The 13,082-nt window shown below is 56.8% G+C and carries 15 protein-coding genes; 8 read left to right on the forward strand and 7 right to left on the reverse strand.

All coding sequences use genetic code 11. The features are described from left to right. Nucleotides 1-55 precede the first annotated feature (55 nt). The 3 genes from R2940_15880 to R2940_15890 are packed head-to-tail and all read left to right on the forward strand — an operon-like array spanning nucleotide 56 to nucleotide 1,759. Entirely contained in the window at nucleotides 56-595 is a 540-nt protein-coding gene (locus R2940_15880; protein ID MEZ4601270.1) for a THUMP domain-containing protein, read from the forward strand. 53 nt (nucleotides 596-648) lie between these two features. Beyond that, on the forward strand, nucleotides 649-1,527 hold the full coding sequence (locus R2940_15885; protein ID MEZ4601271.1) for a radical SAM protein: 879 nt from the start codon (nucleotides 649-651) through the stop codon (nucleotides 1,525-1,527). Then, nucleotides 1,520-1,759 (forward strand): hypothetical protein, encoded by a 240-nt coding sequence (locus R2940_15890; protein ID MEZ4601272.1) that lies wholly within the window; start codon nucleotides 1,520-1,522, stop codon nucleotides 1,757-1,759. Before R2940_15885 ends, R2940_15890 begins: the two co-directional genes overlap by 8 nt. 236 nt (nucleotides 1,760-1,995) lie before the next feature. Here R2940_15890 and R2940_15895 read toward each other — a convergent pair whose 3' ends face one another. Further along, a complete protein-coding gene (locus R2940_15895) occupies nucleotides 1,996-2,859 on the reverse strand; it encodes a LysR family transcriptional regulator (protein ID MEZ4601273.1) in 864 nt (287 codons plus the stop codon). Between the two features lie 93 nt (nucleotides 2,860-2,952). Between R2940_15895 and R2940_15900 the strand changes: the two genes are divergently transcribed. Both R2940_15900 and R2940_15905 read left to right on the forward strand, forming a co-directional pair. Further along, the gene (locus R2940_15900; GenBank protein ID MEZ4601274.1) at nucleotides 2,953-3,243 is read left to right on the forward strand and encodes a MoaD/ThiS family protein; all 291 of its coding nucleotides are present in this window, start codon (nucleotides 2,953-2,955) and stop codon (nucleotides 3,241-3,243) included. 54 nt (nucleotides 3,244-3,297) lie between these two features. Beyond that, the gene (locus R2940_15905; protein ID MEZ4601275.1) at nucleotides 3,298-3,615 is read left to right on the forward strand and encodes a MoaD/ThiS family protein; all 318 of its coding nucleotides are present in this window, start codon (nucleotides 3,298-3,300) and stop codon (nucleotides 3,613-3,615) included. A gap of 256 nt (nucleotides 3,616-3,871) precedes the next feature. Here the strand turns inward: R2940_15905 and R2940_15910 are convergent, their stop codons facing one another. After that, nucleotides 3,872-5,020, reverse strand: a complete 1,149-nt coding sequence (locus R2940_15910) for an aldo/keto reductase (GenBank protein MEZ4601276.1) — start codon at nucleotides 5,018-5,020, stop codon at nucleotides 3,872-3,874. A 177-nt stretch (nucleotides 5,021-5,197) separates the two neighbouring features. Here R2940_15910 and R2940_15915 point away from each other — a divergent pair, with 177 nt between their 5' ends. Then, nucleotides 5,198-5,647 (forward strand): CBS domain-containing protein, encoded by a 450-nt coding sequence (locus tag R2940_15915; protein ID MEZ4601277.1) that lies wholly within the window; start codon nucleotides 5,198-5,200, stop codon nucleotides 5,645-5,647. A gap of 12 nt (nucleotides 5,648-5,659) precedes the next feature. On the opposite strand, the gene R2940_15920 is transcribed toward R2940_15915, so the two are convergent. Further along, nucleotides 5,660-6,559, reverse strand: coding sequence for a patatin-like phospholipase family protein (locus R2940_15920; GenBank protein ID MEZ4601278.1), 900 nt, complete (start codon nucleotides 6,557-6,559; stop codon nucleotides 5,660-5,662). A gap of 168 nt (nucleotides 6,560-6,727) precedes the next feature. Between R2940_15920 and radC the strand changes: the two genes are divergently transcribed. Beyond that, nucleotides 6,728-7,411: a DNA repair protein RadC gene (radC, locus tag R2940_15925; protein ID MEZ4601279.1), complete on the forward strand. Its 684-nt coding sequence runs from the start codon at nucleotides 6,728-6,730 to the stop codon at nucleotides 7,409-7,411. A 415-nt stretch (nucleotides 7,412-7,826) separates the two neighbouring features. Here radC and pyk read toward each other — a convergent pair whose 3' ends face one another. Next, nucleotides 7,827-9,287, reverse strand: coding sequence for a pyruvate kinase (pyk, locus tag R2940_15930; GenBank protein MEZ4601280.1), 1,461 nt, complete (start codon nucleotides 9,285-9,287; stop codon nucleotides 7,827-7,829). Between the two features lie 147 nt (nucleotides 9,288-9,434). Beyond that, nucleotides 9,435-9,755: a cytochrome C gene (locus R2940_15935; protein ID MEZ4601281.1), complete on the reverse strand. Its 321-nt coding sequence runs from the start codon at nucleotides 9,753-9,755 to the stop codon at nucleotides 9,435-9,437. A 938-nt stretch (nucleotides 9,756-10,693) separates the two neighbouring features. On the opposite strand from R2940_15935, the gene R2940_15940 reads away from it, so the two are divergent. Further along, on the forward strand, nucleotides 10,694-11,188 hold the full coding sequence (locus R2940_15940; protein ID MEZ4601282.1) for a transporter: 495 nt from the start codon (nucleotides 10,694-10,696) through the stop codon (nucleotides 11,186-11,188). Between the two features lie 179 nt (nucleotides 11,189-11,367). Here the strand turns inward: R2940_15940 and R2940_15945 are convergent, their stop codons facing one another. Next, complete coding sequence (locus R2940_15945; GenBank protein ID MEZ4601283.1) at nucleotides 11,368-12,357, reverse strand: beta-ketoacyl-ACP synthase III; 990 nt, start codon at nucleotides 12,355-12,357, stop codon at nucleotides 11,368-11,370. A gap of 357 nt (nucleotides 12,358-12,714) precedes the next feature. Continuing rightward, nucleotides 12,715-13,047, reverse strand: a complete 333-nt coding sequence (locus tag R2940_15950) for a ferritin family protein (protein MEZ4601284.1) — start codon at nucleotides 13,045-13,047, stop codon at nucleotides 12,715-12,717. Nucleotides 13,048-13,082: the final 35 nt, after the last annotated feature.

Below are 13,082 nucleotides of genomic sequence, written 5' to 3' on the forward strand. Positions count from 1 at the left end.
TTGCCATTTCACTCCCCCTTGGATAAACTCAAAGGACACATCGGGGGAGGAAACCATGTGGAAATTCAATATCCTGGCGACCATGGCCCAGCAAGGGCGATATGGCCAGTTGCTGCATGAGCTGTCCGAGCTGGGCGAGTTTCACAAGACCACGTTTCATGGAGTGATTTTGGGGCAAGTGGAGGAGGTTGAGCCGTTTCTGGAGGCGATTCGCAAAAGACGGCAGGAGCGACTCATCGCCTTTCAGGATTTGGGCCGAATAGTGCCCTTGGAAACGGTTTTCACCTTCGAGCTTGACGATTTCCTTCCCCAGCTTTGTCAGGTCATTCGACCGCATCTGGAACAATTGGTGGACCGCCGCTTCCACGTCCGGTTGGAACGGCGGGGATTGAAGGGAGAAATTGTTTCTCCGGATGTCGAACAGGCCCTCGATGCCTTCATCCTTGACGAATTGGCGGATATGGGCCACTCCGCTCAGGTAAATTTCGAGGATTCGGATGTAGTGGTGGCCATCGAAACCATCGGCGATCGCTGCGGAGTCGGATGGATCACCAAAAATCTGACCGAGCGGTATGAATTCGTGCGGGTGGACTGATCCAGTCGAAATGAAAGGGAATCTTGGAGATTTTTGTTCCAGGATATCAGAAATTGTTTCGCACCGGGGAGCTGGCCTCCCGGGTGAGGCAGACCTTTCAGCATCTTGGTAATTGCGACCTCTGCCCGAATCGGTGCCGGGCCAATCGTATCATGGGCCGGCAGGGGGCAGCTTGTCGGACCTCCCGCCAGGCAAGGGTCGCCAGTTACGGTGCTCATTTCGGAGAAGAGCGCCCCCTCGTCGGTCGGAACGGTTCGGGCACCATATTTTTCAGCGGCTGCAATCTGGCCTGTGTCTTTTGCCAGAACTGGGACATCAGTCAGCAGGACCGGGGCCAGGAGGTTTCCGTCGAAAGACTGGCGTCCATCATGCTCGCCTTGCAGGAGCAGGGCTGCCACAACATCAACCTGGTTTCCCCGACCCATGTGGTGGCGCCGGTGCTGGCAGCCCTGGCCATCGCTGCGCGTCGGGGTTTGAGACTGCCGCTGGTCTATAACAGCGGAGGATACGACAGCCTGCCGACCCTGGCCCTGCTCGACGGGGTGATCGACATCTACATGCCGGACATGAAATTCGCCGAATCGACGGCGGCCAGGCGATACACGGGCGTGGCCGGCTATGCGGAGGTCAACCGGGCAGCGGTGCTCGAAATGCATCGACAGGTCGGCGACCTGGTACTGAACCAGGGTATCGCCGTGCGCGGATTGCTGGTGCGCCACCTGGTGCTCCCCGATAACCTGGCCGGCACCGACCGCATCGTCGCCTTTCTGGCCGAAGAAGTATCCCCCGAAACCTACCTTAATCTGATGGATCAATACCGGCCCTGCTATTGTGCCGGACGCCATCCTCCCTTGGATCGCCGTTTGACCGGAGCCGAGTTTCAACGCGCCCGCGGGTGGGCGAAAGCCGCCGGACTGAAGCGCCTTGATTGAGATCCGCGTCGAATGTTACGAGGGTTATCGGGGCCGGGAAACGCCCCGCAGGTTTTTCCTGGACCGGAAGCAGGTCGAAGTGACGGAGATCCTGGATCGTTGGCTGGCGCCGGATCACCGGTATTTCAAACTCCTGGGAGATGACGGCATCCTCTATATCATTCGCTACGAAAATTCCGAAGACCGCTGGGAATTGATCCTCGTCAATGCCCAGCCCGCCTCACCAGAGTAGTATCTGACCATAATAAAAAATCAAAACTGCCGGGACTCACACAGCGCGCCTTACTTTTCGTTGTCAGTGAAGCTTCGTTGTCAGTGAAGCGATAGCGAAACGGTTGTCGTTGTCGTAATCGAAAAAAGTCACTCTTGAAGCGAGCACGATTACGATTACGACTACGACAACGAAAAGGCGTATGGGAGATTTATGAATCGCCCCTGCTGGGGATACCCCTCACTTCTCACCCGGGGTTAAGCCTCCTGCCCTGCTGCGAAGAGTTCGAGAAAAGCCTTGAGGGCCGGCGAGGGCTTCATTTCCCTGCGGCGGACGAAGAGGGTCGGGACCCGGGCAAAAACCTCGGGCAGGGTGTGGATGCGGACCATGGAGCGGAAAGGCTCGCGGTCGACAAAGGAGCGCGGCAGCATGGTGATCCCCATGCCCGCACCGACACAACCAAGGATGGCATCGAAGGTGCCGAATTCCATGACCTTGACCGGAGTGATACCCTGGTCCCGCAGCCAGTGTTCCAGATTGCGCCGGCAGGAACACCCGGGGCGATACACAAGGATGGCGCTGAAGTTTCCCGGTTCCGGCATGGCACCACCCGGGGCGGTGACCAGAACCATCTCCTCCTCGGAAATTTGCTCCTGCACGATCTCGGCATTGGCAACAGGGCCGCCGACGATGGCCCCTTCCAGCTCTCGGTTCAGAACCTGCTGAACCAGCTCCAGGCTGGCTCCGGTTTCGATCCCGATCTCGACCTCGGGATAGCGGCTGTGGTAGCGGGCGAGGATCGCAGGCAGGCGCACTGCCGCCACGGTATCGATGGTGCCGACGGCCAGAGGTCCGCTCGGCCGGGATTCCCCTTTGACCGCCAGGCGGGCTTCATCGATTGTTCTGAGAATCTGCCGGGCGTAATTTTGCAGGGTCTTTCCGGCACTGGTGGGAATCATGCCCCTGCCCGTGCGTATGAAGAGCGGGGTGCCGAGTTCAGTCTCCAGGCTGCGGATGCGGGAGGTCACGTTGGACTGAACATAGTTCAGTCGTTCGGCAGCCCTGGAGACGCTTCCTTCTTCCAGCACTGCGATAAAAATGCGCAAACTGCCAACATCCATAAAGGGCTCCGATATCATTTTTGTTGATAGTTTCGATCAGTTTAAATCATTTGACTTGAAGGAGCCATTGTTTTTATTGTAAGGGAGAAAGCCATGAGAGAGGAAACCAATACCCGAGTCCGCATGTTCGGCAGCCTTCACACTCTGCGCAAAAACCAGGGTCTTGCCCCTGTCGCCGAGCTTTGTATTCCCCCGGAAGGGCGGACCGGTTTCGACGTCGCTGCGGAACTGGGTCTGCCGCTGGACAAGATCGAGGGGGTGTTCATCAACAATTTCGTCTATTCGCTGGAGGCGCTGATTCGTCCCGGCGACCGGGTCGCTATCATTTCCACCGGCGTACCGGGGCCGCATCGCTATTCGCAGGTAACGCATTCGATCTTTTGATCCTGTCCGGAAACAGGCGTTACCGCAGCACCGGTAGGTCAAGGAAGAGGAGAAATGCCTATGGAAAATTGCCAGTGCCAGCCCAATACCACGGTGCGCATGTTCGGAGCCCTTCATACGATCCGCCGAGAGCGGGGTCTTCCCCCCTTCGAAGAGATGTGCATTCCCCCGGAGGGCCGTTCAGGGCTCGATATCGCTTACGAGCTGGACTTGCCGTTGGACAAGATCGAGGGGATATTCATCAACAATTTCGCCCGATCGCTGGATGAAGTCGTCCATCCCGGTGACAAGGTCGCCTTCATCTCCACCGGAGTTCCAGGGCCCCATCGCTATTCTCTCGGTATTCATTCCGCCGGCAAGCACCTGCGGTAGGTGGAAAATAACTGGAAGGGTCTGTCCTGCGACAGGCCCTTTTTTACGCCGCGTGTTCGAGGTCTTGACGAATCAGGCAGCGGCAGGGATCATCAACCTCAGCTGGCAGAGCCGCACTTTCCCGGAATTCGTCATCTTTCCCCCTCTTATCCATAAATCCAAAATGAAATTCGTTTTCATCTGTGGAAAAATAGTAGGAATGTCAAGGGAGTAGTCTTTTTGAGTGAGGAATGAGGATGAATCGTGAAACCGATATTTATTCCTCCTGTTTTTCTGAAAGAACCCGGTGGCTTTCCTCCAGCATATCCATGATCGGGATTTGCTGGGGACAATGTTTTTCGCACAGGCCGCACCGCATGCAGTTGGAGGCCAATGCGGTGGCATTCATCGTGATGGTGTAAATGCGGTGGGGAAAACGGACGTCTCCATAAATGAAACGGTCGTTGTAGATGCCGAAAATGCGGGGGATGTTGACGCCTGCCGGGCAGGGCAGGCAGTAGCCGCAGGAGGTGCAGGGCACCTTGATGCGCTGCCTCAGCTTGTCCTTCACCTGTTCGACAATCTGCAACTCCTCCGGGGCAAGAGATTCTGGCAGCGCCTCATTGGCAATTCTGCAGTTTTCCTCGACCTGGTCCAGATCGTTCATGCCGCTCAGCACCGAAGTCACCCCAGGGTGATCCCAGACCCAGCGCAGCGCCCACTCGGCGGGGCTCCTCCTGACCGGGGCGCTGTTCCACAAGGCCTGAACGTCCGCAGCACTCTCCCGAGCCAGATGGCCGCCTCGCAAAGGTTCCATGACCACTACGCCAAGACCTCTGGCAACCGCATAGTCCAGCCCTTCCCGGCCGGCCTGGATCTGTTCGTCCATATAGTTGTATTGGATCTGACAAAAGCTCCAATCGTATGCGTCGACAATGCGCTTGAACAGGGGCAATTCGTCATGAAAAGAGAAACCGGCAGCACCAATACGGCCGTCGCGAATGGCCCGATCCAGAAAGGTGAGGACGCCAAGGTGGTAGAGCTTTGTCCACCAGTCCGATTTCAGGGCGTGCAGAAGGTAAAAGTCGATGTGCTCGGTTTGCAGTCGCTCGAGCTGATCGTTGAGATAACGCTCGAAATCGGCAGCCGTTTCCACCGCCCAGGAAGGCAGCTTGGTGGCAATCCGCACCTTCTGTCGCAGCCCCCCCTGTAAAGCCCTGCCGAGAAAGGTTTCGCTGGTTCCCTTGTGGTAGGGATAGGCGGTATCGAGGTAATTGATGCCCCTCTCAATGGCGGCATGCAGAAGACGGGTGGCGCGTGGCTCGTCGATCTGTCCTTCATCCCCGTTCACGACCGGCAGGCGCATGCAGCCAAGACCGAGAATAGAGACTTCATTTCCAGCGCGGTCCAGTTTGCGATATTGCATGAGAGTTTCCCAAATCATTTTCTGGTGAAAAGAAGGGTTTCGAACAGGGTAGGTTCTTTGGCTCATGCTGTCAAGGCAGGCGGAGCCGTTGACCGCAAGGCAAGGAATGATTAGCATTTATACAGGCAGATTATTCCAGCCCGAGACCTCGACGAATCTGCCGGAAAGGAGTTGGTGATGCGGGTAGGAGAAGTCTGTAACCGGGAGGTGGTGATCACCGACAGGAACGCCACTCTGCTGGAAACCGCCAAGCTGATGCGCCAAAAGCATGTCGGGGATGTCGTGGTGGTCGATGATCGACCGGAAGGGCGCTATCCGATCGGGATCCTGACCGATCGGGATATCGTTGTCGAACTGATCGCCGAGGAGGTGGACGTAGGCCTTATGCTCGTTGGGGACTGCATGTCCTTCGACCTGGTCACGGCCAGGGAAAACGACGAACTTTTCCCCACTATCAAGCGCATGCGGGACAAGGGGATTCGCCGGTTGCCGGTGGTGGATGAGGCCGGTTTGCTGATCGGAATTCTGACGGTGGACGACCTGATCGATCTGATTGCCGAACAGCTTACCGATCTGGTCAGGCTGATGGGACACGAGCAGGACCGTGAGCGAACCCGCCGGGCCTGATCTCATTTATCGTCAGGGCAAAAACCAGGACCGCCAGCGCCGCCTTCTGATCAGCCGCCGCAGTTGGGGCAGATGCCGTTCCACCTCTTCCCGGCCATTGGCAATGGCCTCTTCGAAAAGAGAGAAATCGGCCCAGTGGCTGCCTCCGGTCTCCGGTCTCAGGAGCAGATCGGCCTTCAGGCTTTCCCGTGTGCCCAGGGCCCATCGGGTGATGGTTTCGGCGCGGGCCACAATGTCGAAGGCGCTGTCGGGAGATCGGAAAGGATCGAGGTCGCTGTTGACGTCGACGGAAATGACCAGATCGGCTCCCAGATTACGGACAGGAAGCACCGGGACGGCATCGATCCAGCCCCCGTCCACCAGCAGTCGTCCGTCGAGTTCAACAGGGGGAAAAACCCCCGGAATCGCACAACTGGCCGCCACGGCAAGCTGCAGCGGGCCCTGCCGAATGACGTGCTCCTCTCCGGAAATGAGATCAAGGGTCGAGGTGCAGAAGGGTATGCGGGTTTTCTCGATAGGAATATCGTCGATCAGAAAGGCGAAATTCTCTGTGGTGGCCGCCTGTTCAATGAACGACCGGCGGGTCATGAGCAGGGTGTAGAATATGCTTTTTTTTGCAAATTGGGAAAGCCGGTCGAACAGATTCGCTTCGGCGAGATCTTTTTCGACCATGTAATTGAAACGGGATTCCCGAAAGGCTTTGCTTTCAAGAAAAGCCGTGAACCGCCGTCTCACCGCTGCCGCATCAGGCTCGATCGCATACATGGCGCCGATGATGGCGCCCATGCTGGTACCGGCGATGCAATCGATGGGAATGCCGTACCGCTCAAAAGCTTCGAGCACGCCGATGTGCGATAAACCCCGCGCCGCTCCTCCTCCCAGCGCGAGTCCGATTTTACACCTGCCGAACATGATTCCTGCCCCCCAAGAAACAGCCCTCAGATCCGGTTACCCGTTCATAACGGGAACATTAAATCAGATCGATTCCTTCTATGCCATTAAATTCTGATTGGTTCGATCTGCCGTCTGTGATAAATTTCATTTAATTTAATAAACCCTAAAAAAGAGCCTGAGGAGATCATGCGGGGCATCAAGCAATGGCCGGCCGAAGAGCGGCCGCGGGAAAAACTTTTGGCGAAGGGCCCTCAGGCCTTGAGCGACGCCGAGCTTCTGGCACTCGTGCTGCGCACTGGTGATGCCTCTTCCAAGACGACCGCCATCGACCAGGCGAGGTTGTTGCTCCATCGGTTCGGCTCTCTTCGCACCCTGTCCGCCGCCTCCGCCTCCGAATTGCAAAAGGTCAAGGGGGTCGGGCAGGCCAAAGCCGCCGAGCTCCAGGCAGTGTTTGAAATCGCCCGCCGCTTCAGTGAGGAGCGTTTGCGCCCCGGCGACCGGTACACCTCACCGGAGGAGGTGTTCCGCCACTTCCTGCCCCGGTTGCGAGATTATAAGCGGGAGGTATTTCTGGCCCTGCTGCTCGACAGCAAGAACCGTTTACTGAGGGAGGTCTGTATTTCCGAGGGCAGCCTGACGGCGAGCATCGTCCACCCGCGCGAGGTTTTTGCGGCAGTGGTGCGGGATTCGGCGGCGGCGGTGCTGCTGGTGCACAATCATCCCTCCGGCGACCCGACCCCCAGCAGGGAGGATCGGGAGATTTCGATTCGACTGAAGGAGGCTGGGGAGCTGATGGGGGTCCGGGTCCTGGACCACATCATCATCGGCGATGAGGGGTATGTCAGTTTGGCGGATCGGGGGGTGTTGTAGCGGTTGCTTCGGTTGGGTGGGGCGTGATAAGGTGTCCACACGTTTGATTGCATGGACCGGGCGTATACCGGTCTTTTTTCGTTGGTAAAGAGAGAAACCAATACCGCGGGGCGGACTAACACCGCGGGGTTGCGTCCCCGCACGACGCCTTACTCTTTTGATGCGCGTCAAAAGAGTAAGCAGAAAAACGCGCCCCGGCTCCTTGCCCGCCTGCGGCGGGTTCCCTGCGCGGAGCAGACGTCGGGCGGGCGGAAAAAAACTCGCTCGCTGCGCTCCCTCAGACAGTTTTTCCGCCTTTTTCGCCCACCGTCCACTCCGCTCCGGCTGCGTCACAGGGGAATTGACAGGCAAGGGCTGAAAATCCAAAATCGCCTCACTCCTCACTCCTCACTCCTCACTCCTCACTCCTCACTCCTCACTCAATCTCATACAACGGGCCGGTGCCCAGACGGTGCACCTTCATCAGGTTGGTGGTCCCCTTGGCCGCGACAGGGCTGCCCATGGTGATGACGACCAGGTCGCCCCGCTGCAGTACCCCGGCTTCGATGACCGATTCTTCCATGGAATGGATCTGGGCTTCGGTGCTGCCCTGGAAGTCGACCTGGATGGAGCGTACCCCCGAATAAAGGGCCATGCGGCGACGGACAGCCCGGGAAGGGGTGACGGCGAAAATCGGGATCGGGGGGCGGTTCCTGGCCACCAGGGCAGCCGTGGAGCCGCTTTGCGTAAAGGCCAGGATGGCGGCCGCGCCGATATTTTCCGCCGTGCGACAGGCCGCTTCGCCAATGGCATCGGACAGGGATCTGGGGCCGGTGGTAGCAGGATAGTAGTGGAAGATTCTGGAAGCAAGCATGGGATCCCCTTCGACACTGCGGGCGATCCCGGCCATGAGCGAGACCGCTTCCACCGGATAGCTGCCCACGGCCGTCTCTCCCGAAAGCATGACGGCATCACTGCCGTCAATGATGGCATTGGCCACGTCGGAGGTTTCCGCCCGCGTCGGGCGCGGGTGGCTCACCATGCTTTCCAGCATCTGGGTCGCTGTGATCACCGGCTTGCCTGCTTCCCGGCATTTACGGATGATCCGTTTCTGGATCAGCGGGACCTGTTCCGGACCGATCTCCACACCCAGGTCTCCCCGGGCAACCATGATGCCGTCGGCGACATGCAGGATTTCCGTGAAATTGTCGACCGCCTGGGGTTTTTCGATTTTGGCCAGAATGGGGATGTCGGCCCCGTTGGAGGAGAGGAAGTCCCTCAATTTGGCAATATCCGAAGCCTGGCGGACGAAGGACAGAGCCAGGTAGTCCACCCCTTCCCGGATACAGAAAAGGGCATCTTCCCAATCTTTCTCGGTAATGCTCGGCAGCGAAAGGGCGGCTCCGGGAAGATTCACCCCTTTGCGGCTGGCGAGAACTCCGCCTGTCACAACCTTGCATTCCACCTTGGGACCGGCAATCCGCACCACCTCCAGCTCCAGCAGGCCGTCGTCGAGAAGAATTTTATCCCCTGGTGCACTGACTGTGGGCAGTGCAGGGAAAACCACGGGAATGTTCCCTGGCGGCTCGTCCGCATCCTGACGGGTCGTCAGATTGACGGGTTGACCGGGGATCAGGGTCGCAGTGTCGCCGGGGATCTGCCCCACCCGGATCTTCGGTCCCTGCAGATCGCCCACGATCGCCATGGCCTGGCGCCTCTGCCGGGACAAGAACCTGATTTCCCTGATTACGGCCGCTTTTTCCGCATGGTTGCCATGAGAAAAATTCAGCCTGAACAGGTCGGTGCCGGCATCCATCAATGCCGCCAGTTTTTCGCTGGTCTGGCTCGCAGGTCCGATCGTGGCGATTATCTTCGTATGGCGAAAGGGGTTGTTCATCCGCCTCTTCCTTTTTTTTAAAGAAGGTTTTTAAACCCTAAGCGGAAAAGGATCCTTCCCGCGGACGGGCAGGACCCTTTTGGTTTTGTTAAAATAAACATGGTCTTGCTCCGGGCAGTTTCAAATCCCCGGTCGGATTCGGTTAAATCAATGGTGAAAGCGGCCAAGCCGCTCGGTGTGCGCTTTGCTGGGGCCGCGATGGCAGCGGAAGCAGGGCTCTCCCGAAACTTTCTGCTGCTCCAGGGGGGAAGGTCCAGGAGAGGATACCGAGGTCTCCTGCTGCCAGGTGTACCGTCCCATTTCCTCACTGAGGATCGGTGGGGAATAGACCACCTCCCAGTTGGCGGAGATGGGCAGGGAGTGACACTGGTCACAACCGCCGGGGGGCGGTATGGCTTTCCAGCTGGTTATCATGGCACAACCTAATCCCAGAATGGCTGCAATCAGCCCGATAACGACGATTTTCATGCAGGCGCTGACCTCCTGAAAACTATTCACAAAAAGTAATTTCAACGGGAAAACTATAGCACAGGTCCATGACCAGGCAAACGTGAATTTCCCCGCGATAAAACCCGCGATTTGTCCGCCAACGCGGACCATCAGGCCGTCGAATAGAGGCGGTTAACAAAAAGGGCAGGCCGCAATTTTTTGAAACAGTGTCTTTTCCGGTTTGAAAAACCTCATCGGAAGAAAAGCGGGAAGCGTGGAGCGGAAAAGAGAAACTTCCCTCAAGCGGTATCAGGAAAGAGGAAGACGAAAGGACGTTACGAAAAGACACGAATAGTTAGGAAATGGAGCTATGTGTGCCATAAGAAGACTTTCGGGCAACGGACCTCCTTTCCGGGTTTTGATAAAAAAGGGGGAAACTCTCGCTGTCTTGGAGGTTGCGGGAGCCAGGTCTTTGTGGCATTGAAATTGCGTGCAAATAGAACAACAGTTTATTCCGGGCGGTAAGGGGTGTAGAAAAGGAGGTGAGCCATCAGAAGTCGGCACCCAGTGAAAAATCATCACGTGTTTTCACCTTGACTAAATTCTGAAGGAAAAAGTTGCAGGCTCGTGTTCTTTTTTCATTCTGTTCGTCCGGAGCCAGACAGTAAGGCCTGCAGCCTTTAAAGATGGAGCTCCCGAGGCAGGTACGGGCGGTTTCGGAAAAGTTCCCTACCGGGTACGGGAACGGATCCTGTCGCCAGTGCAGGTTTTTGGGAGACACCTCTTTTTAGGATTGTTCTTTAAAATGGCAGTTTATTTAAATGTTGCCCGGTCGTCGCAGGTTAAGCCGGGCGGAATGGGGAGGCTGCCGGCTGATGCTCAATGAGATCCGTCGGTGGCGAAAAGTTGCGTGTGTTTCGTCAAAACCAAACCTGGTTTTCACACCATCAACATTTTTCTCGTAATGGAGGAAGGAAATGACTCTGGTAATTTTGATCGCGATCTCTTTGATGTGGCTTCCTGTTGCGCTTCTTTTCCTTGGCTTCGGTGAAGCCAAGGGTACCGGTGCCATTACCGCATTTGTAGGGATTTGCGTTGTTGTAAGTGCATTCGTCAATGCCATTCAGGGGGATGCTTTCACCGGCGGTCTGCTGATTGCCCACGGTCTGCTGTACTGTGTGGTCGCTTACGCTCTGTTGGCCGGTTTGGAAAGCCTGGCTTCAGTCGGCAACGTCAGCCTGACCGTTGCCATTATTTCCTTCGTTTACATGATTCTCTATGCCACCGTCATCAAGAACGGTTACTTCACCTTCGCCGCTGCCGGCTACACTGTCCTGACCCTCGAAGTGTGGCTGAACGCTTACGGCAAGTTCTCCGCCAAGGCCCTGGCCTGGTCCCTGATCATCTGGGTTCCCTGCGGTCTGCTCTATCCGGCCTTCATGCTGCTGGCCGGCAAGCCTCTGCCCTTCTAAGATAAGAGGCAAAAAGGAAAACAAAAAAGGGAGTCGGCATTCGCCGGCTCCCTTTTTCGTCACTGAGACTGTGTAAATCCAAAAACCAGGGATATTCAGGATAGAGGGGACTGATGTCGAAACTTCAAATTTTGAATTTTTTCCTGAATATTTCGGCCCTCCCGGTTAAATAAAGGTTTTCAAAGACGCAAAATGCCCGCCGCCCAGGTGAAGCCGGCGCCGAAGGCGACCAAACCGACCAGAGACCCCGACGAAATGCGTCCGTTGCGCCGCGCCTCGTCCAGGGCGATCGGAATCGAAGCGGCCGAGGTGTTGCCGAAACGATCGACATTGACATAGGTCTGTGCCTCGGTCAGGTTGAGCTTTTTGCCGAGAGCCTCGATGATGCGCAAATTCGCCTGATGGGAAATCACCAGGTCGAGCTGTTCGATGGACAGGTCCGCCTGGGACAGGGCTTTTTTCATGGCTGTGGTCATGGAAACCACGGCGTGGCGGAATACTTCCCTGCCTTCCATGCGCAGGGTGTGAATTTTGTCCTTCACGTTTTCAACCGTGGGGGGATTGATGCAGCCGCACCCGGCATTGTAGAGCAGATTGCTGAAGCCGCCGTCGCTGCGGATATAGGTCGACAGAATCCCCCTGTCGCCCTGTCCCGGCCCCAGGACGACCGCTCCGGCCCCGTCGCCGAACAGGACGCAGGTGCCGCGATCCTCCCAGTCCACGATGGACGTGAGTATTTCCCCGCCCAGTACCAGAACGCGTCGATACCCCTGGCTGCGGATCAGGCTGTCAGCCAACTGCAAGGCATAGATGAATCCGGAGCAAGCTGCGGAAATGTCGAAAGCGGCAGCGTTCTTGGCTCCGAGCAGCTCCTGAATAAAACAGGCGGTGGCCGGAAATTTCATGTCGCCGGTGACCGTGGCCAGAATGATCAGATCGAGGTCTTTCGCTTCCACCCCTGCATCCTCCAGCGCACGGCGTCCCGCCTCCGCGGCGAGTTGGGACAGGGCGGAACCTTTTTCGGCAATGTGTCGTTGACGGATGCCGGACCGCTCGAGGATCCATTCATCAGAAGTGTCAACCATTTTCTCCAGATCTGCATTGGTAAGAATCCTGTCGGGAACGGCATGGCCTGTCCCGAGGACCATGGAATGCTCTGCGCTCTTCATCTGCTCTCCTGACAACTGTGATGGCGTCGCAAACAATTGCTCTCGTCACTGCCGACGACCGGAATATGCCTCATCCCGCGACCAATTGATCACCCTGTTTTTGGCGCTTTTTGCGGAGCCACTCACAATTTTGCTTTCTTGCGAAAGCATCAATTTTGTTTTTAATAAGAAAAACCGCCGCCAAAATAGCACGATTAAGTAAATCCCTCAAGGAAAAGGGGAGCCTTTTGTTGGGCGAGTTGCGGAAAGGAATGGGTTGAAAAGATCCTGGAGACGAGTGAACGGCGGCCGTCTCATTCCCCTAAACAGGGATCAGGACGGCCGTTTGTTTGCTGGGAGGGCTGATTCACCTTCGACTTATTTTCCAGATGCGGCCTTGCCGGATTGGATGCCCAATTCAGCCATGATTTCCTCGACTTCGGAAAATCCTTCCTGATAGAACTTTTCTTCGTCGGGCGCCAAATGGTAAAGCAGGCGCAGGAATTCTCCGGCGTGGACCCTTTCCTCGTTGGCGATATCGACCAGAACTTCCTTGGCCAGAACGTTGTCGGTCGCCTCGGCAAGCTGCATATAGAGCTGTACGGCTTCATATTCCGCGGCAATCTGGAACCTGATGGCCCGGATGAGTTCCGCATCGGTTATCTTGCGGCCGATGGTGTTGCCTGCAAAGGAACTGCTGAAACCCGGCATAGGACTCCTCCTTTTTGGTTATCGTTGCAGATGTC

It is taken from the genome of Syntrophotaleaceae bacterium (genome assembly GCA_041390365.1).
Lineage (GTDB): Bacteria > Desulfobacterota > Desulfuromonadia > Desulfuromonadales > Syntrophotaleaceae > JAWKQB01.